15 protein-coding genes are annotated in these 19,921 nt (G+C 57.2%); 3 read left to right on the forward strand and 12 right to left on the reverse strand.

Annotated elements, in window-relative coordinates; all coding sequences use genetic code 11:
- Window positions 1–20: 20 nt before the first annotated feature.
- From GFH31_RS05855 to GFH31_RS05875, 5 genes are all read right to left on the reverse strand, one after another.
- Window positions 21–1,262: an MFS transporter gene (locus tag GFH31_RS05855; RefSeq protein WP_101572418.1), complete on the reverse strand. Its 1,242-nt coding sequence runs from the start codon at window positions 1,260–1,262 to the stop codon at window positions 21–23.
- A 29-nt stretch (window positions 1,263–1,291) separates the two neighbouring features.
- Window positions 1,292–2,584 carry a DcaP family trimeric outer membrane transporter gene (locus GFH31_RS05860; RefSeq protein ID WP_055205757.1) on the reverse strand — a complete coding sequence of 431 codons (1,293 nt, stop codon included), beginning with the start codon at window positions 2,582–2,584 and terminating at the stop codon, window positions 1,292–1,294.
- A gap of 141 nt (window positions 2,585–2,725) precedes the next feature.
- Entirely contained in the window at window positions 2,726–3,469 is a 744-nt protein-coding gene (gene trmB, locus GFH31_RS05865; protein ID WP_153498322.1) for a tRNA (guanosine(46)-N7)-methyltransferase TrmB, read from the reverse strand.
- A 53-nt stretch (window positions 3,470–3,522) separates the two neighbouring features.
- Window positions 3,523–3,945, reverse strand: a complete 423-nt coding sequence (locus GFH31_RS05870) for a hypothetical protein (protein WP_153518044.1) — start codon at window positions 3,943–3,945, stop codon at window positions 3,523–3,525.
- 13 nt (window positions 3,946–3,958) lie between these two features.
- Window positions 3,959–5,407, reverse strand: coding sequence for a stage 0 sporulation family protein (locus tag GFH31_RS05875; protein WP_153498323.1), 1,449 nt, complete (start codon window positions 5,405–5,407; stop codon window positions 3,959–3,961).
- A gap of 254 nt (window positions 5,408–5,661) precedes the next feature.
- Between GFH31_RS05875 and GFH31_RS05880 the strand changes: the two genes are divergently transcribed.
- Window positions 5,662–5,934, forward strand: a complete 273-nt coding sequence (locus tag GFH31_RS05880) for a GNAT family N-acetyltransferase (RefSeq protein ID WP_153498324.1) — start codon at window positions 5,662–5,664, stop codon at window positions 5,932–5,934.
- Here GFH31_RS05880 and GFH31_RS05885 read toward each other — a convergent pair.
- The 6 genes from GFH31_RS05885 to GFH31_RS05910 form a co-directional block, all read right to left on the reverse strand.
- Entirely contained in the window at window positions 5,927–6,847 is a 921-nt protein-coding gene (locus tag GFH31_RS05885; RefSeq protein ID WP_310790211.1) for an alpha/beta hydrolase family protein, read from the reverse strand. The genes GFH31_RS05880 and GFH31_RS05885 overlap by 8 nt on opposite strands.
- A 116-nt stretch (window positions 6,848–6,963) precedes the next feature.
- Window positions 6,964–8,172 (reverse strand): hypothetical protein, encoded by a 1,209-nt coding sequence (locus GFH31_RS05890; RefSeq protein WP_070103354.1) that lies wholly within the window; start codon window positions 8,170–8,172, stop codon window positions 6,964–6,966.
- Window position 8,173: 1 nt separating this feature from the next.
- Window positions 8,174–9,397, reverse strand: coding sequence for a beta-galactosidase (locus GFH31_RS05895; RefSeq protein WP_228385812.1), 1,224 nt, complete (start codon window positions 9,395–9,397; stop codon window positions 8,174–8,176).
- Window positions 9,398–9,544: 147 nt separating this feature from the next.
- On the reverse strand, window positions 9,545–12,283 hold the full coding sequence (locus GFH31_RS05900; RefSeq protein ID WP_153498325.1) for a family 78 glycoside hydrolase catalytic domain: 2,739 nt from the start codon (window positions 12,281–12,283) through the stop codon (window positions 9,545–9,547).
- A gap of 183 nt (window positions 12,284–12,466) precedes the next feature.
- Window positions 12,467–13,219 carry a CDGSH iron-sulfur domain-containing protein gene (locus GFH31_RS05905; RefSeq protein WP_101572199.1) on the reverse strand — a complete coding sequence of 251 codons (753 nt, stop codon included), beginning with the start codon at window positions 13,217–13,219 and terminating at the stop codon, window positions 12,467–12,469.
- 49 nt (window positions 13,220–13,268) lie between these two features.
- Window positions 13,269–14,636: an MATE family efflux transporter gene (locus GFH31_RS05910; protein ID WP_101572198.1), complete on the reverse strand. Its 1,368-nt coding sequence runs from the start codon at window positions 14,634–14,636 to the stop codon at window positions 13,269–13,271.
- Between the two features lie 180 nt (window positions 14,637–14,816).
- On the opposite strand from GFH31_RS05910, the gene GFH31_RS05915 reads away from it, so the two are divergent.
- Window positions 14,817–15,287: a hypothetical protein gene (locus GFH31_RS05915; protein ID WP_153498326.1), complete on the forward strand. Its 471-nt coding sequence runs from the start codon at window positions 14,817–14,819 to the stop codon at window positions 15,285–15,287.
- 13 nt (window positions 15,288–15,300) lie between these two features.
- Here GFH31_RS05915 and mtgA read toward each other — a convergent pair whose 3' ends face one another.
- A complete protein-coding gene (gene mtgA / locus GFH31_RS05920; protein WP_101572412.1) occupies window positions 15,301–15,981 on the reverse strand; it encodes a monofunctional biosynthetic peptidoglycan transglycosylase in 681 nt (226 codons plus the stop codon).
- Window positions 15,982–16,194: 213 nt separating this feature from the next.
- On the opposite strand from mtgA, the gene nifJ reads away from it, so the two are divergent.
- On the forward strand, window positions 16,195–19,743 hold the full coding sequence (nifJ, locus tag GFH31_RS05925; RefSeq protein WP_055205740.1) for a pyruvate:ferredoxin (flavodoxin) oxidoreductase: 3,549 nt from the start codon (window positions 16,195–16,197) through the stop codon (window positions 19,741–19,743).
- Window positions 19,744–19,921: the final 178 nt, after the last annotated feature.

The raw sequence follows: 19,921 nt of genomic DNA on the forward strand, positions 1-19,921 counted from the left end.
TCCCGTCCGAACGTTTCGCGCTACTCGCTGAAATCGGGAGCTCCGAAAACGTAACTTTCCCGGTACCGGTAGCCGACGACCGCCATCAACAGCACGATCGCAGCGTTCAGCACGAACGGGAAATCGGCCGAACCGGACTTCCCGAACAGCCCGGTCAGCAGATCGACGATAAAAGGGCACAGCAGGATCGCCAGGTAATTGACCGACATCACCAGCGCCAGCGCCAGCGTCGTATTTTTCGAATCGGCCGTCCGGACGCTCTTGTCGTAAACCAGCGGCTGGATAACCCCGTAGCCGATCCCCGCGACGAAACATCCCAACCCGATCGTCCACTCGTATTTGAACAGGTAGATTAGCAGCAGCCCGGCGCAAATCAGCAGCAGCGGCAGGAAAACGGTCGCATTCTTCAATTTGCGGATAATCCAGGTGATAAACAGACCGGGCAGCATGATCGCCAGGAAAAAAAGCGAAATCATCACGCCGGAAGCCGAACTGCTCAGCGTATAGTGCTGCATCAGGAAAGGCAGGTTGAACGTGACCACGAGTACGACGTAAGTAGCCAAAAAATAGAGCAGCATCAATCCTACGAGCCGCGGCACGTCGATCCCGGGCAACCATTTTACAGCCCCGATAGCCGCATCCGTCGGAGAAGCGGGAACCGCAGGTATCGTCGCGGCCTCCCCCCGATCCGGCTTGTATTTCCGCAACGAAAGCGTCATCAGCAGCGCGACTCCGGGCAGCAGGTAGACCAGAAACGGGTAATGCCAGTCGACCGTCGCCAGCCAGCCGGTCAGCGACGTGGCGAGCACCAGCGTAACGTTGCTGATCGACGAACTGATCCCTAGCTGACGGGTACGGTAGGCTCCGGTGAAATGGTCTGCGATCAGTCCGGTCGACAGCGGGATCACCATCCCGGCTCCCACCCCGAGCACGCAGTTGATAAAAATCAACAGCACGATGTTCTTTGCGAACAGGCTGAAAAAACCGCTGATGCAGAACAACGCGAGTCCCGTGTAAAGAATCAGCAGCTTGTTCCTGCTCACCGACAGCTTACCGGCCAGCAGGACGAACGGAATGATCAGCAACGACGGCAGCGAGGTAAGCATCTGGATTTCGAGATCGGTCGCGTGTTTGAAAATTTTATCCAGATCGCCCAGAATCGGCGATATGGCCAACCCCGGCAGGGAAACCACCGCCGAAACCGACCAGATTGCCACCAGTACATTCAGGGGAATCGTACCCCGTCCCGTTTGTATTTTCAGCATAACCTTCGTCGCTAATTAAATAAGATTTAGAAATTGTACTGCACGATCGCCTGAACGCGGTTGGCGTGCCCCTGCTCCTTGTCCATGTTCCGGCGCGTTCCGTAAAGGTAAGCGGCTCCCAATTGACAACTTTCGGTCAGGTTATAGAACAGATTCACCGACAAGTAATTGGCTATCTGATAAGTATTCGCGTCGCGGTAGTCGTTCCGGCTGAAAACCTTCACGCCGCTGTAAGCCGCGGTGGCCAACCATTTCGAAGAGAACATGTACTGGGCCCCGGCGATCCAGCTCATCATCGGCAGCGCCTGCAGACTGTTCGGCCGTTTGGGATTGACCACCAGGTCGAGTCCCGTGCCGGCTATATCCTGAATATAAGCCGCGATCCCCTCGCCGTAGAGGAACTGCATGTAGGTCGTCAGTCGTTTGCCGGCCTGGATCGAGCCGCTCAACTGGGTTCCCCATCCGAAAACCGATTTGGTGGCATCCGACTGGTCGTCGTAATAGAACATATCGCGGAAAATGGCCGATGCGCGCAAGTGGCTCCGCCCTTTGTTCCAGCTATACTGGAAATAGAGCGGGAAATCGGGCATCCGCTGCGGGATCGAACTCATATCGCTCGCCAGCGACGCGCTGAGATTCGGCATTTCGGCGGCGACCGCCATCGACCAGTGATCGTTGAATTTCCGGGTATAACGGATCATCGTGTTATACACCATCGGATAGCCGTTCGGCCCTTCGAAGTCTACCGTCGAAGGCGATGCCCCGAGGTCGCAGAACGTCGTGAAACGGCGTCCGATCGAGAATCCGGCCAGTTCGATATAAGCCATATTCAGACTGAACCCCAGGTTATTCGATTCCCGGAAATCGGCCTGAATGTAACCGACGATCGGCCCGAGCTTGCCGGCATGGGCGATCGCCTTGAAATACAGGGTAGAAGTCGACGGATCGAGCTGGAACTGCTGACGTTGTTTCGGCGAATTCGGCACGGGAATGGCCGACGTTACGAAATCGAGATCGTTGGCGATCCCGTCGAAATCGTACGAAAGACGCGTGTTCACGTTACCGCCGATACCGAAGATCATCTTCTGGTCTTTACCCGAAATGATGAACTTGGGCAGACCGGTCTGGCGAAACCCCTTTTCGATCGTCGAATAGTACAGATCGATCACCTGGGTCGCCGACATCGTGTCCACTTCGGCCCCCCGGCGGTTGATAAAAAGCACATCGGGTTTCGCATTGTTCTTCAGCACCTGGGCCTGCAGGCCCTCCGAAAAGAAACATGCGATGATCGCTGCTGCAAAAAGTATACAATGTTTCATAATTATGGAATTTAAATTGGTTTCGGGCATACGCGTCCTCGGACGGTCTCCGTAAACTCAATTATTGTGCCGATCCCCGCCCCGCAAATACGAAACAGGGCGTCCCGACAGGAACGCCCCGGATAATAAATTATTAAAGAATTACCGCTGTACGGCAACTCCGGCCGACAGCAACGCTTCGTCGGGAGCAAAAGGAATCGTCTCGAACTCCCGGCGGTCGCCGAGCCCGAAACGCAGGTAGGTGATCGGCAGCCCTTCCTGCAAAAAACGCTGTTCGTAAGTGGTTTTGATCGACAGCACCTCGTCGGCGAATCCCGTCCCGTAAATATCGTCGCAGCAGGCGGCGACCGGAAGTCCGTTGCCCCGGACCAGATTTTTCGTATATTCGTGCAGGTGAACCGAATCGGTCTTCAGATTGATCATGCCGCCCTCGCGCAGAAAGCGGGCGTACATAGCCAGAAACTGCGGGGCGGTCAACCGTTTTTTGATCCGGTTTTTGTTCAGTTGCGGATCGGGAAACGTGATCCAGATCTCATCGACTTCGCCGGGAGCGAAACACGAATCGATGAATTCGATCCGCGTACGCAGGAAAGCCACGTTCTTCATTCCGTTCTCCGTCGCGGTCTTGGCCCCGCGCCACAAGCGGGCGCCTTTGACGTCCACCCCGATAAAATTCCGTTCCGGGAAACGTTCGCCCAACGCCACGGTATATTCGCCGCGCCCGCACCCCAATTCCAAAACGATCGGTCGGTCGTTCCCGAAAAAATCGCGGTTCCACTTCCCTTTCAACGCATAATCTTTCCGGAAAACCTCCTCGAACCCAGGCTGAACGACACAACGGAACGTGGCATTCTCCGCAAAACGTCTGATCTTATCTTTTCCCATTCGATCCTCTTCGACTGATCCGGAAACCGATCCGGTATTCCGGGAATCTCTACTCAATAAATATCCATTCCGACGGCAGCAACGCCCTCCACCTCTTCGCCGGGCATCAACGGCTCGAACTGAAACAGGTAACTGCCCGGCCGCGACAGGCACACCCCGCTGCGGTAAGCCTGGCTGACGTCCCGGTAAAGCCCCAACCCCGGATGCCCGTCCGGCACGTGCACCACCACCGTATCGCGCCAGCGATACCCGGCAGGCGTTACGGTGGTCACGGCCAATACCAACCGGTCGTAACTGAAATTACTGCCGTACCGCACGACGACATCCATCGTCCGCAGCGACGCGGTATCGGTATTCTCGAAACTGACGGCGACCCGCTCCGACCGGTTCCATCCGTACTGATCGGTTTCCGCCACCGAAGCCTGCTGCGGCGCGAGGCATGACACCATAGTCGCCAGGCAAACCAGTCCCGGCAACCTCCGGACGATTTTACTCGCCGGCGCCACCTTTTTCCTGTTTTCCGCCGCCGGACTGCTGTCCGTCGCGGTTCTGTCCTCCGTTCGGATTGCGACGGCGATTACGGCCGTTGTTGCGACGCGGCGCATCCTCGCGGGCCGCCGGAGCGCCCCCGGCCGCATCGGCCGGAACGCGCTGTTTGCGGGCAGGTTGCTGACCTGGCGCCGATTTATCGGAACGCCGGTTTTCCGGTTTCCCCGAAGCCGGCTTCTGCTCCCTCGCCCCTTTCGGCGATCCGGAACGGGTATCGCCGCTCTGACTCGCTCCGGTCGGCGCTTTCCGCTTTTTACGGTTTTTGCGCCGTCCTTGCTGCTTATCGAAACGGGTCAGGCTCTCTTCGCCCACCACGTTGGCAAACGTCGGTTCGATATCGACCGATACGGGCGAAGCGTCGCTCAACCGTTCCGGCTTGTTTCCTTTCTGGTTCATCCGGATCACCTCGCGCACCCGTTCGACCGGCAGCGCAACCAGATTCGCCTGCGATCCCGGATCCGTCGCAAACCACATCGTGCGCTCCAGAATATCGCTTTTCACCAAGAAGTAATCGCCTTCGATCGTCTGCAACGGCTGGTTGACGCGTGGGAAATCCTTGCGGGCGTCCAGGTACGTATCCAGTTCGTACACCAGACAGCACTTCAGCTTGCCGCACTGTCCGGCCAGTTTCTGCGGGTTCAGCGAAATCTCCTGATGCCGCGCCGAGTTGGTCGTCACCGATACGAAATTCGAGATCCACGACGCGCAACACAGCTCCCGGCCGCAGGACCCCAGCCCGCCGATGCGCCCGGCCTCCTGCCGCGCCCCGATCTGCTTCATCTCGACCCGGATGCGGAACTGCTCGGCGAAAACCTTGATCAACTCGCGGAAATCGACCCGTTCGTCGGCAATGTAATAGAAAATAGCCTTGATCTTATCGCCCTGGTATTCGACGTCGCCGATCTTCATATTCAGGTTCAGGCTGGCCGCGATCTGGCGCGAACGGATCATCGTTTCGTGCTCGAGACCGATCGCCTCCTGCCACTTTTCGATGTCGTAAGGTTTCGCCTTGCGGTAAATTTTCTTGAATTCGCCGTTCTGCGGATTGAACCCCACGCGCTTCATCTGCCGGGCCACCATGTCGCCGGTCAGCGACACGATCCCGATATCGTGTCCGGGCGAGGCCTCGACGGCCACGATGTCGCCGCGTTTGAGCGGCAGGCCGTTGACATTCCGGTAATAACTCTTCCGCGTATTCTTAAAGCGCACCTCGAAAATATCGTCCGGGAAAACTTCCGGCATGCCCTCGAGCCAGTCGTAGGCATGCAACTTAAAACAGCCCGAACAGGGCGACGCCGAAACCTCTCCGCCGCACCGGCAGAACTCGCAGCCCCGTCCGATGTCGAGCGTCGGTTTCGCATCTTTATTTTTACACTCTTTGCAATCCATCCGAATATATGTTGTTAGGCGCTTCCCGGATCATTTCCGGCCGGGAACGTCTTTCGTAAAAAGACCGGCCGGAGCACCGAAAGCGCCGGTAATTTGCACCTTCTGCCCGCAATAGCACAAAAGTAATAAATTTTTCCGGATTGCCGTTTTCCCGGCGGTCCGGAAAACGGAGAACCGTTTGCGAAAACCCGATTTTCGCTTATCTTTGGGAAAGCGGCACACCGTTTGCCGCGACGACTTTAAAAACTGCGCTTATGGAGATCATTCACGACACACAGCGCCGCCGGTTCGAAATCGACGGCGAAGGACACCGGGCCTACCTCGAGTACGTCCCGGTCGAAGGAGGGATCGACATCGTCCACACGATCGTATCGCCGATGCTCGGAGGCCGCGGCTACGGCTCCCGGTTGGTACGCAGCACGCTCGACTACGCCCGCGACAACGGGCTGAAAGTAATCCCGTCCTGCTCGTTCGTCGGAGTCTATCTGGAAAGACACCCGGAGTACAAGGCACTGCTGTTTAAATAGGCTCTCCCGACCGGTTCTGTTGCGTATCGAAAAAACGCCGAAAAAAAAACAGATGGTACTCGACCGCGCTGCGCCAGTAATCGTGCGTATGTTGTCCGGGCCGCACGATGTAGTCGTGGGAAATATGATAATACAGCATCTGCTCGTGGAGCTGCCGGTTGACCTCGAAAAAATAGTCTTCCGTCCCGCAGTCGATCACGATAGCCAGTTGTCCCGGCTGCAAGCCGTAATCGACCGGCCGGGCTTTCGTCGAGGCCACCTCCCGGTTCGCATCGGTAAACGGCACCACGCGGTACAGTTGACTGAGTACGGTATGTTCGTCCCACACCGCCCGGTTTTCGGCATACGGACCGAGTTGCTCGCTGATTTTCCAATTGTTCGGGAAAGGCCGGATATCGACTCCACCGCTCATCGACCCGCACGCGCCGAAAACGTCCGGATGCCGGAAAGCGAGCCATAGAGCGCCATGCCCGCCCATACTGTACCCCGTAATCGCCCGCCCGCGGCGGTCGGGCAACGTCCGGTAATGCGCATCCACATAAGCCACCAGTTCCGTCCCGACATAAGTCTCGTAACGGCTGCGGGGATTGACCGGACTGTCCCAATACCAGCTCGACTCGCCGTCCGGACACACGACAATCACCCCGAAAGCGGAAGCCGTCTGCGGCAGTTCGGGCTTCGTTTTACGCAACCAGCTGTCGTACCGATTATTATACCCGTGCAATAGATACACCACCGGGTAACGGCCGACGGCGTTCCGACCGTACCCGGCCGGCAGGATCACGACGTTTTTGATCTTCTTGTCCATCGAAGGACTGTAAACCTCCACCGTATCGACCGTCTGCGCCCGCACGGACGCCGCGGCCAACAATACCGCCGCAAACAGGACGGCGCATTTTCGCATACTTTTCATACCGATCATTCCGATTTTGTCGGCAAAAATAAGAATTTACCCTCGAACGGCATCGGATCGAAACGAAAAACCCGCTTCTGATGAAGCGGGTTTTTCGAAAACGGAACGCACAAACGTTACCACATATAGATCGCCACATCGCCCGGATCGACGTTCATCGCCGGAGTATAATCTCCGGCCGATACGATCGAACCGTCTTTCAGAATACGTTTTACGGACGGATCGGCCGAGAAGATCAGCCTCATCGGCTGCTGATAATCGCGGTTGACGATCACCAGGAACGTGCGACCGTCGTTTTCCAGCAGCGAAATCACGGCTCCCAACCCTTCCGTTTCGAGAACGTCGACCGGTTCGGGCAACTTGGTCAGCCGCTGCGTACCGCGCGGAATCGTTTTGCCGGTATGGCGCACCCATTTGACCTTCGCCCCGGCGAAAACGCCCGACAGCGCCTTGATCTCCCCGTTCACCTGCCGCACCAGATCATAGGCGACCGTCCGCCTGCCGTCCAGGCCGATCGGTCCGAACTCGTAGTCGAAACCCTCCGAATTCACGGGCGTCCAGTAAGTGAAATACTGCAGGCCTTGTGCGCCGTAAGCCAAGTCGCTGAACATCTGCAGCCGCAGCGTGGCGAGGGTCGGATGCGGGTATTTCCAATGCTTGGTAGCCATGGCGAACGCCCAGAAATCCTTGCCGGCCTTTTTCGATTCGTCCGAAAACTCCTCGAGGTTCTCGTACCATTCCGGCTTCATGCCGTCGTACGTGATCGGATAGTGGTCGAACGACAGGAACTGCATCGGCACCTCCCGGTCGAATCGCGACACGTACTCGCGGTAACTTTGAACGCCCAGCGCGTCGAGATGCTCCTTGCCGCCGTTCGGGAACAGGTTCAAGTAACAAAAATGCTTGTCATCGACCGCCTGCACTTTCCGGGCCCATTCGCCCAATGCGGGGAAATCGCTGCTGAGCGGTTCGTCGCGCAGGAAATATCCGGCCAACGCCGGATGTTTCATAAAGCGTTTCACGGTAGCCTCCGTATCGTTGCGTAATTCGGGACAGGCGGCGATTATCTTAACCCCTACTTTTTGGGCCGCATCGAGCGCCTTCACGACCTCGTCCGCATTGGAATACCCCCTGAAATTGAGGGTAAATCCGGCGTCCTTGAGCTCCTGGAACCGTTCCACCGTAGCTTCGTCGGCCGGAATGCCGTACCAGGCCAAGATCGGAATCTCCTTCTGCGGCAGTTTCGGCTGGGCGCCGAGGATTCCGGCCCCCAGCAGCGTCGCGGCACAACACAGCAACAGCGTATTTATCCGTACTCTTTTCATCCTATTGCAGCATATAAATTACGGCATCCCCCGGCTCGACCATCAACGTCGAAGAGTAGAGCGACGCCGGAACGATCGAACCGTCTTTCAGAATCCGCTTCGCCGACGGATCGAGTTCGATATCCAATTGCATCCGGTCGTTGAAATCGCGGTTGACGATTACCAGGAACCGGTTGTCTCCGTTCTGCAATTCGGAAACGACGGCGCCGGTTCCGGTCGTTTGCAGCTTCTTGACCGACGCGGGCAGCTCCGCCAACGGAGTAGTTCCCTGCGGAATCGTATCGCCGGTATGACGTACGGACAGCACTTTCGCACCGAGGAACACGCCGGTAAGCGCCTTGATCTCACGGTTCAATTCCGTCACCTTGTCATAGACGTCGGTACGCTTGCCGTCCAGACCGATCGGCCCGTGGTGGAAATTCCAATTCGGGTTCTTTCCCGGAGTCCAGTAAGTAAAATACTGCAACCCCTGGGCCCCATAAGCCAGGTTGCTGAACATCTGCAACCGCATCTGGGCCAGATCCGGGATCGGATACGGATCGTGCGCGGTCGCCAGCGAGAAGGCCCAGAACGGTTTCCCGGCCAGGCGCGCTTCGTCCGAGAAGATCTCCAGGTTCTCGTAATAATCCGGACGCAGCATCCGGCCTACGACCGGATAATGGTCGAACGACAGCAACTGCAACGGCACCTCCTGATCGAAGCGGTGCACGTAATCGCGGTAGCTGTCGGCTTTCAGCGCCTCCAGGGAAGCGTACGTGGGCAGCAGGTTCAGGTAGCAGAAATGCGCGTCGTCGGTGGCGCGGATCCGTTTCGCCCACTGGCCCAACTCGGCGAACGACTCGGTGTTCGGCTCGTCGCGCAGGAAATAACCCGCCGTCGCCGGATGGTTCATAAAGCGTTTCACGGTCGCTTCGGGTTCCTTTTCGAGCTCCGGGCACGAAACGATCAGTTTGACGCCGGCCGCCTGCGCCGTATCCAGCGCCCGCTGCATCGCATCGGCATCGGGGTAACTGGTAAAACTGTGTGTGATCCCGGTTTCCTTCATTTCGCGGAAACGTTCGAGCGTCGTACAGTCGGACGGGATGCTGTGCCAAGCCAGGATCGGCATTTCGCCGGTCGCCTGCAGTTTCGGCCAGACAGCCTGTTCCGCCGCCTGCTTCTGTCCGGAATTACAACATCCGGCCAGACCGGCAGCCAATAGAGACAGCAAGAAGATTTTTTTCATCGGTCTAAGTTTTAGTATTTTATGAATATTCCGATTTCAAATTTAATAAAATTTCCGCAATCGACGGAATAAACGCCTCATTTTTATCTCCATACAAAAACGGAGGCGTTTACACGCCTCCGTTTCCGTCGATCGCGACCGTCCGGGCTATTCCACCGTAAAGGTATATTTGCCCGAACGCACCGTATATTCGGCGTAATCGTCCTTCATGCCGTTATAAACGATATTCCCGTCTTTCTTACCGGTTCCGTCCGTGCGAACGGCCGAAGGGGCTTTCGCATCCGGTACGCACACCGTAGCCGTACAGCCTACCGGCACTTCGACCGTCATCGTAAACCGACCGCCCCGTTTGCTCCAGTCGACCGACGCTTGCCCGTAAGGAGTCGCCGTGGCGTACTTCGCCCAGTCGATCTGCGATACCGGCTGCGGGCGAAACACGATATGACGGTAACCGGGCTGCGACGGGTCGGCGTTCAGGCCGGCCAGTTTGCGGTAGAACCAGGTCAGTGAACCGCCGAACATCGGATGGTTGCGCGAATTTTCGCCGTTCCACTGTTCCCAAGTCGTCGTGGCGCCCTGGTCGATCCAGTGACCGAAACTCGGATAGTCCCGTTTGTTCATCGCTTCGTAAGCCAGTTCGCCCAATCCGTTCTCGGCCAGCACCTCGAAGAAGAACTGGGTGCCGAAAATGCCGGTATCCAGATGACCTCCGTTGTCGAGAATATCCTGCCTGAGCGACGCCACTACCCGGTCGCGGTATTCGTCGGGAACCCCGATCCGCAATGCGAAAATATTTCCTCCGTAACGGCCGTAAGTTCCTTTCTGCGGATCGTAGAAACGCTTGTGGAAAGCGGCAGCCGTCCGGTCGGCCAGCTCACGGTAGGCCTTTGCATCGTCCGTCTTGCCGAGCGCTTCGGCTGCGCGGGCCGTGTAATCGGCGCAACGCCACAGGTAGAACGTATGCACCATTTCCGCAGGCGGAAAATCGAAGGCCGGACACCAGTCGCCGAGGTTCATCCACTGGTTCGGCGTTTGCATCAGCATGACGCCGTCGTCGCCCACCCAGTTCTGCATGAAACGGATCTGCTCCTTCATCGCGTCGTAATTGCCGGCCAGCAGGTCGCGGTCGCCGTAGTGCACGTAGAATTCCCACGGCATGATATTCATCGCGGCTCCCCACGCCACGCCGCCGCCGCAGCCGGGCTGCCACGGCGCGCCGTTGGGCACGTAACCCGTCTCCGGATTCTGCGCCCCCCACATGTCGCGAATCCACTTGTTGTAAAATGCCGCGGCATCAAGGTTATGCATCACCGTCACACACGCGACCTGCCCGTCGCCCGTATAGGCCGAACGTTCGCGGTGCGGGCAGTCGCTCGCCACGCTGCCGTGCATGTTATCGGTCTGACTGCGCCACCAGATCCGATTGATCGTATTGAACAGCGGATTGGAACACTCGAAACAGCCGGTCGTAGCCACGTCCGAATATACCGCCTCGGCCGTCACCTGTTCCGGACGCAGTTCTCCGGGCCAGCCGCTGAGTTCCACTTCACGGAATACATACCACGTAAAACGGGTGTGGTACGACTCGGGGCCGCCGCCCTTCATCGTATAGCTGTTCGAACCGACCGGAGATTCGCAGATGTAACGAATGTCGATCTTCTGTCCCGGAGCGCCTTCGACGTCTTTCAGATGCAGCCAGCCCGAAATTTCCTGTCCGAAATCCACTTTGTAACGACCTTCGCCGAGTTTTTCGATCTTCACCGGTTCGAGCCGTTCCATCACCCGGTCGGGCGGACCGTTCTGGGCGACGAGCTTCCCTTCCGGCGCTTTGCGCAGCGCGACCGGCTGCCAGGCCGAGTCGTCGAATCCCGGAGCGCACCACCCCGGCTGTTCGCGGCGGGCGTCGTACTGTTCGCCGGAATAGACCCCGTCGGAGACGATCGCGCTTTCGGACGCTTTCCACGACCCGTCGCTCAGGATCACGTCCTGCGTTCCGTCCGCATAGGTTATATGCAGTTCCCCGAAAAAGCGGGGCGACCCGAACGCCATTACCCAATGGATCTTCGCATTGTAGAAACCGTTGCCGAGAATCGCTCCGAGCACGTTTTCGCCGCGGCGCACCCGGTCGGTCACGTCGTATCCGACGTACATCACCCGGTACTCCCTGAAATTATCCTCGACCGGGATTCCGCGCTTTTCGAGCCCGGGACGCTTGCCGTAATTGGTCTGGTTCGGAGCCAACACGTCGTCGCCGACTTTTTCGCCGTTCATATACAACTCGAAATAACCGAGGCCGGTTCCGTAGAAGTAAGCCGAAGCGACCTCCTTATCCACGCCGAACGACTTGCGCAGCAACGGGGCCGGGGGCGGCACATCCTTGCCCAGGGCCTCCAGCGACTCCTCGCCCTGCCACGGCGCGCCGATCCAGCGGCATTTCCACTCCGACGGATCGAGGATACCCATATTCCAGCGGGCCGGTTCGCTCCACGCCGATACGTTGCCCTTCCCATCCCACACGCGCACCCGCCACCAGCAGGTCTCGCGCGACTGCAACGGCTTTCCCGCATATTTCACCAGCGTGGACTGCGGACTTTTTACTTTCCCGCTGTTCCACAGATCGGCCATCCCGTCCCGCAACGCTTTTTCGGTAGAGGCCACCTCGATCTGGTATGCCCGCTGCTCCTGGCCGCGAAGGCCTGCGGCAGCAGTATTGATCCACGACAAGCGGGGATGCTGCGCGTCTACGACCGACGGGTCGGTCTGGTATTCGCAGGTCAGCTTTCCGGGAACGATTCCGGCGCTTCCGCGCGCCGCAGACGACGCGCCGGAAACGACCAGACAGGCCGCCAATAGCAGGCCCGCAACTTTTGCACTCGGTTTTTTCATAAATTCAATTCAGTTATTTAGGTTTTCCGCATCCTCCCGCGGTCATAAAATCGGGGAGTTCGACAAAATTACCATTTTTCGCGGATTTTCCGAACGATTTCGACAGGCATAAAAAAACGGAGGGAAAAATTTCCCTCCGACAAACATTATTTTCGAAAACAGCGACGAAGCTTTCGAAATACCCTACCACTCTTCGCCGTCCGGCTCGGGCTTTCCCGGCAATCCGTCGCGAAACCCCATCGAAGCGTGCGTCCCGTCGCAGTACGGCTTGTTGGACGACTGGCCGCAACGGCACAATGTCACCCGGTTGCGGATCTCGTAGACAAACCCGTCTTCGCGTTGAATCGGAATGCCGCCGCGCACCCACAACGCGCCGCTGCACCCGCGCTGCGGATCTTCCAACAGGCCGAGCGAAGGTTCGAAATGCGGTTCGTGCGGATGGCTGGCGTCGAGCCACGCCGAAAGACGTCCGGCCGGACAACGGTCCGCCTCGCGGATCGTCAGGTCGCGGGCGCGTTCGCCCTCCTCCTCTACCAGATTCCACACCTGCCCCTTCGCATCGCAGAAACGGGCGAAAGCGCAATACTCGCGGTTATCGGTCAACGCCACTTCCGGACCGCCGAACGACTCGGCTTCATCCAGCAGCGGTTCTTCCGATGCGGTAAGCGACGGGTCCCAGTCGGTATGCACGTGCGAACCGTCGCAGTACGGCTTGGTCTTCGACGCGCCGCAACGGCACAGCGCCGTCGGTTCGTCTTGGGTAGCATACTCTTTGCCCGCCTTGTAATACCAGATTTCGCCTTCGCGGTTCGGCAACATGAATTGTTGTTTCAGCGGCGGCTGTCCGTAAACCAGATAGGGCCCTTCCTCCATAACGGTGATATGAAACCGGTCGGGGGCCACTTTCGTGCCCGGTTGTACATTGAACTTTTCCATGTGATTGATGTGTTTAAAAATCGTTTACGGATTTTCGAACGTGCAACAATCATACCCGTCGGCCGGAAGAGGGATAAAATACGCGTCTTTCGCTGCGCAGGAACAGAATCGCCACAACGGCCGCCAGCAGGTCGGCGGCCGGGATCGATAGCCACACTCCGGTCAGGCCGAACCAGCGCGAAAAGAAATAGAGCGCCGGGATCAGGAAAATCACCTGTCGGGACAACCCCATGAAAACGGCCTTCTGAGCCTTGCTGATCGACTGCAGGAATACCGAAACGACGATCTGAAAACCGTCCAGAAACAACAGGCAGTACCCCAGCCGCATCCCGTGCACGGCCATAGCCGTCAGATCGGGATCGTCGGTAAAAGCCCTGACGAGCCAGCGGGGAAACAGTTCGGAAGCGAGGAAACCGACCGTAACGATCAGCGTGGCGATCCGGATCGTCAGCAGCAGCACATCTTTGACCCGTTTGTGTTTTCCGGCGCCGTAATTGAAGCCGACGATCGGCTGCATCCCCTGGCAAAGCCCGAGCACGCACATCACGATCAGCATACCGAAGCTGTTGATGATGCCGAATGCTCCGATCGCCAGGTCGCCCCCTTCGCGCACCAGTTGGTTGTTCATGATGATGTTGACGACGCTCGCCGCCAGGTTCATCAGGAACGGGGCCATGCCGATCGAAACGATGTTGCGGATGATCCGGGCCTTCGGCCGGAAACAACCGACCCGGAAATGCACCTGGTGTTTGGTGTTGAAAAAGTGACTCATCACGAACAACATGCTGACAAACATCGAGATGACCGTCGCGACGGCCGCCCCCTCGATCCCCATATTCAATCCGAAAATGAAGACCGGATCGAGGATCACGTTCAGCCCGACGCCGATCAGAATCGTGTACATCGACTTGCGCGGATAACCGGTGGCCCGCATCACCCCGCTGAAACTGTAACTGAGGTTCGACAGGACGCTCCCCGGAATCACGATCCGCAGGTAATCCTTCGCATACGGGATCGTCTGCGCGCTGCCGCCGAACGCCAACAGGATATCGTCCAAGTAGAGCATCGAAAAAGTAATCAGCACCGCCGAAAACAAAAACGTCAGCACGAAAGCGTTCCCCAGGATATTACGCGCCCAACGCACATCATTCATTCCCAGCACGATGGATATCCGAGCCGACGCGCCAACGCCGACCAGCGTACCGATCGCCATCACGAGCGTCATCAGCGGGAAAGTCAACGCCAGCCCCGAAATCGCCAACGGGCCCACGCCCTGCCCGATAAAAATTCTGTCGACGATGTTGTACAACGACGCCATCACCATCCCGATCACCGCCGGAATGGAATAATCGAGTAATAACTTCCCTACGCGCTCCGACCCGAGCCGGGCCGTCGCTTGATCCATCTGCACTGCCATATTTCGTTTTTTTCTGATACGCCGTTCCGGAGAGGACGGCCGAGACGGGACAAAGATACCGAATTTCAACCGAAAAATCCGCAATTTCACCTATAATATATTGCATATTCCACAGAAATGATTAGTTTTGTATGCGTAGGGCCGTATCATACAAGTACTAACGAATTCTATTCGGAAATCATGAAATCCGTAAAAGTCCTGCCGACGCTGTCGATCCTGTTGCCGGCGGTTTCCGTTGCGCAGACGGCGCGTCCGCTGCGGGGAATCCGCATCGTCAGTCCGGCAAATCCCGTAACGATCTACCTGAACGGCGAGCGGGTCTTGTCCGTCACCAACAGTTGTTTCATCGCCAACCTGAAAAGCGGCGACTGCCGGATCGAGGCCTACGACGGGTACGGCGACAATAAACGCGACGGCAGTCCCGTTTTTTCAGAAATCGTACGTCATTCGGGCCGCGAGGTCACCGAAATCAGCGTCGAAAACCGTAGCCGTGCCTGTTCAACGCTCCGGCGATCGGCCGGGCGCAGTTCGGCCGGCTTGCTGAACATGATCCGGGAAGAGGCGTTCGACGCCAACAGGAACACGCTGCTGTCGACGCTGAAATTTTCGGGAAGCAAAAGCGAACTGAAAAATTTTATCGGCGGTCTATAAAATCCGGCGCGGCTCACCGGCCCAGATCGACCTCGCCGACCATGTTCATCAGGGTACGCACGCGGGCGGCGCGGCGCACCATGTAGTTCGAAGGGTTCTGTAACCGCATCCGCAGCGGATTCGGCAGCACGGTGGCGATCATCGACGCCTCGTAACGGTTCAGTTCTTTGGCACTCTTACCATACACCTCGCGGGCGGGAGCTTCAACCCCGTACATGTTCCGGCCGGTCTCGATGACATTCAGGTAGGTTTCCATGATACGGCGTTTGCTCCAGCAGCACTCGATCAGCACGGTGTAATAAGCCTCGAACCCCTTTCGCAGCCAGGTGCGCGAAGGAAAGCAGAAAACGTTCTTGGCCGTTTGCTGCGAAATGGTGCTTCCGCCGCGGAGGCGCTTACCCTCGCGGTTCTCGTCGAACGCCTGGTTGATCGCCTCCCAGTCGAAACCGTTGTGCGTAGCGAAATTATTATCCTCGGTGGCGATTACCGCCTGTACGACCGACGGATTGATCCGGTCGAATGGCACCCAATTTGAATGCACTGAAAAACCGTCCTGCGTGAAATTCTCGAAGAAACGGAGCACCTTCAGCGGCGTGACCGTTACCGGCACCGCCCGAAGCAACAGCACCGAGCAAATCGAATAGGTCACAAAAAACAGCGACAGATAAACTACCAACCGCAGCAAGTAGCGCATAATCAAGATTTACAGACAATTAATTTTCAAAAAAACACATCCGAAACGAGAAAACGCTCTGGAGCATTCGGGCAAAAATAATATAATTTTTCACATTTCATAGTGAAAAAATGAGCAAATTATTCAATTTAAAATAATCGCTGTATATTTGCACGAAATTACAGAGAAGGGAAAAACTTTTAGGAAAATTATTCCAACAAATCGTTTTTAAAAATGGCACAAAAAAAATTTATCACCTGTGACGGAAACTACGCAGCCGCCCACATCGCTTATATGTTCAGCGAGGTAGCGGCGATCTATCCGATCACTCCGTCGTCCACGATGGCAGAATATGTCGACGAATGGGCGGCAAGCGGACGTAAAAACATTTTTGGGGAGACAGTCAAAGTCGTTGAGATGCAGTCCGAGGCAGGAGCCGCCGGCGCAGTGCACGGTTCGCTCCAGGGAGGTGCTTTGACCACTACGTTCACCGCTTCTCAGGGGTTGCTGCTGATGATTCCGAACATGTACAAAATAGCCGGGGAGCTGCTTCCCTGCGTATTCCACGTATCGGCGCGGGCGCTCGCAGCGCAGGCCCTGTCCATTTTCGGCGACCACCAGGACGTAATGGCCGCCCGTCAGACCGGCTTTGCCATGCTGGCTTCGGGCAGCGTGCAGGAAGTGATGGATCTGGCCGGCATCGCCCACCTGATCGCCATTAAATCGCGGGTTCCGTTCATGCACTTTTTCGACGGATTCCGCACCTCGCACGAAATCCAGAAAATCGAGCTGATCGACGAGGAAGCGCTCATCAAACTACTCGACACCAAAGCGTTGGCCGAGTTCCGCAAACGGGCGTTGAATCCGGAGAACCCGGTAACGCGCGGCACGGCCCAGAACTCCGACATCTATTTCCAAACCCGCGAAGCGTCGAACCGCTTCTACGACGCCATCCCCGATCTGGTGGCCGAGGCCATGGAGAACATCAGCAAAATCACCGGTCGGGAATACAAACCGTTCACTTATTACGGCGATCCGGACGCCGAAAACGTCGTAATCGCGATGGGTTCGATCACCGAAACGATCAAGGAGACGATCGACTACATGCAGGCGAAAGGCGAAAAGGCCGGCTTGATCTCGGTACATCTCTACCGTCCGTTCTCGCCGAAATACCTGATGAACGTACTGCCGAAATCGGTAAAACGAATCTGCGTGCTCGACCGTACCAAGGAACCGGGCGCCAACGGCGAACCGCTCTACCTCGACATCAAAGACGTGCTGTACGGCACCGCAAACGCGCCGATCGTCGTAGGCGGCCGCTACGGGCTGTCGTCGAAAGACACCACCCCGGCGCAGATGCTGGCCGTTTACGAAAACCTGAAGGCCAACGAGCCGAAGGATCACTTCACGGTAGGCATCGTGGACGACGTAACGTTCACCTCGTTGCCGGTAGGCCCGGAACTGCACCTCGAAAACAAAGATACGTTCGAGGCCCGTTTCATCGGCCTGGGCGCCGACGGTACCGTTGGAGCCAACAAGAACTCGATTAAAATCATCGGCAACACGACCGACAAATACTGCCAGGCCTACTTCGCCTACGACTCGAAAAAGTCGGGCGGCTATACGGCATCGCACCTGCGTTTCGGCGACAAGCCGATCCGTTCGCCCTACCTGGTCAATACGCCGGATTTCGTAGCCTGCCACGTTCCTTCGTACCTCGGCAAGTACGACCTGCTGAAGGGACTGAAGGACGGCGGCACATTCCTGCTGAACAGCGTTTGGGACGCGGAAACCACCAAGAAGCACCTGCCGGACGCTATGAAAAAGTACATGGCCGAGCACAAAATCAACTTCTACATCATCAACGCGACGAAAATCGCATCGGAAATCGGCCTCGGAAGCCGCACCAACACGATCATGCAGAGCGCATTCTTCAAGGTGTCGGGCGTCATTCCGTACGACAAGGCCAAGGAGGAGATGAAGAAAGCCATCTACAAATCCTACGGCAAGAAAGGCGAGGACGTGGTCAACATGAACTATGCCGCCGTAGAACGCGGGGGCAACGTGACCAAAGTGAAGATCCCGGCCGAATGGGCTTCGATCGAAGTCGTTCCGACCGAACCGGAAAACGCACCCGAATTCATCCGGAAAATCGTCCGCCCGATCGAAAGCCTCGAAGGAGACAACCTGCCGGTCAGCGCGTTCGTCGGCCGTGAAGACGGTTCGTGGGATCCGGGCACGTCGCAGTACGAGAAACGCGGCATCGCCGTAAAAATTCCGGAATGGCAGCCCGACAACTGTATCCAGTGTAACCAGTGCGCTTATGTTTGCCCGCACGCAGCGATCCGTCCGTTCCTGCTGACCGAAGAGGAAGCCGAAGCCGCTCCCGAAGGAACGAAAACGATCCAGGGCGCCGGCGCGACGAAAGCCTACAAATTTAAGATCCAGATCTCTCCGCTCGACTGTACCGGTTGCAGCAACTGCGCGAACGTCTGCCCGGCTCCGAACAAGGCCCTCGTGATGAAGCCGCTCGAAGAACAGCTCCAGAACGGCGAGGAAGCCCGCTGGGAATACATGCACCGCAAAGTCGGCTACAAAGATACCGTCGTAGACAAGACCAAGACCGTGAAGAACAGCCAGTTCTCGCGTCCGCTATTCGAATTCTCGGGCGCCTGCGCAGGCTGCGGCGAAACGCCTTATATCAAAGCGATCACCCAGTTGTTCGGTCACCGGATGATTATCGCCAACGCGACCGGCTGCTCGTCGATCTACGGAGGCTCCGCACCGTCGTCCCCTTACTGCTCCAACGACAAAGGTTTCGGGCCGGCCTGGGCTAACTCGCTGTTCGAGGACAACGCCGAATTCGGACTCGGGATCCTGTCGGGCGTCGCCAAACAGCGCGAGCGCCTTTGCATCCTGATGCGCGAAGCGATCGAAAACGGATCGACCTGCTCGGCCGAACTGAAAAGCGTAATGACCGAATGGATCGACAACCGCAAGGACGCGACCAAAAGCGAAGAGATCGCCGAACGCCTGATCCCGATGATGGAAGCCTGCAACTGCCCGATCTGCCAGCAGATCCTCGAACTGAAACACTACCTGATCAAAAAGTCGATCTGGATCATCGGCGGCGACGGCTGGGCCTACGACATCGGATTCGGCGGTCTGGACCACGTCATCGCATCGGGCAAGAACGTAAACATCCTGGTTCTCGACACCGAAGTCTATTCGAACACCGGCGGACAGTCGTCGAAGAGCACCCCGATCGGCGCCGTCGCCAAATTCGCGTCGGCCGGCAAGCGCGTCCGCAAGAAAGACCTCGGAGCGATGGCAATGACCTATAGCTACGTCTATGTCGCTCAGGTCGCCATGGGAGCCAATCACAACCAATACTTCCAGGCCATTAAAGAAGCCGAAGCTTACAACGGCCCGTCGTTGATCATCGCCTATGCGCCCTGTATCAACCACGGTATCAAAGGCGGCATGGGGCTGTCTCAGATGACCGAGAAGCAAGCCGTCGAATCGGGCTACTGGCACCTATGGCGCTACAACCCGACCCTTCCGGAACAAGGCAAGAATCCGTTCATCCTCGACTCGAAGGAACCGGACTGGTCGAAATTCCAGGAATTCATCCACAAGGAAGTGCGCTACACTTCGTTGCTGAAAACGTTCCCGAAAGAGGCCGAAGAGTTGTTCGCAGCCTCCGAGTCCGACGCCAAATGGCGTTACGACACCTACAAACGTTACGTAGCGATGGACTACTCGAACGAAAAGAAAGAGTAGCGCCTACCGTATAACGACAAAGGCGAAGGGCCGTCCCGCAATCGGGACGGCCCTTTGTTTTCGGAACGGTTCCCGGACGGCGCGGAGACGATCCGGGAACGGCGCGGAAAGGCCCGCCGCCGGGGAATTATTCGTTTGCAGGATTTTGAAGAATCGGTTTTTTTACCTAAATTTGTTT

The organism is Alistipes sp. dk3624 (genome assembly GCF_009557455.1).
GTDB classification, from domain to species: domain Bacteria; phylum Bacteroidota; class Bacteroidia; order Bacteroidales; family Rikenellaceae; genus Alistipes_A; species Alistipes_A hominis.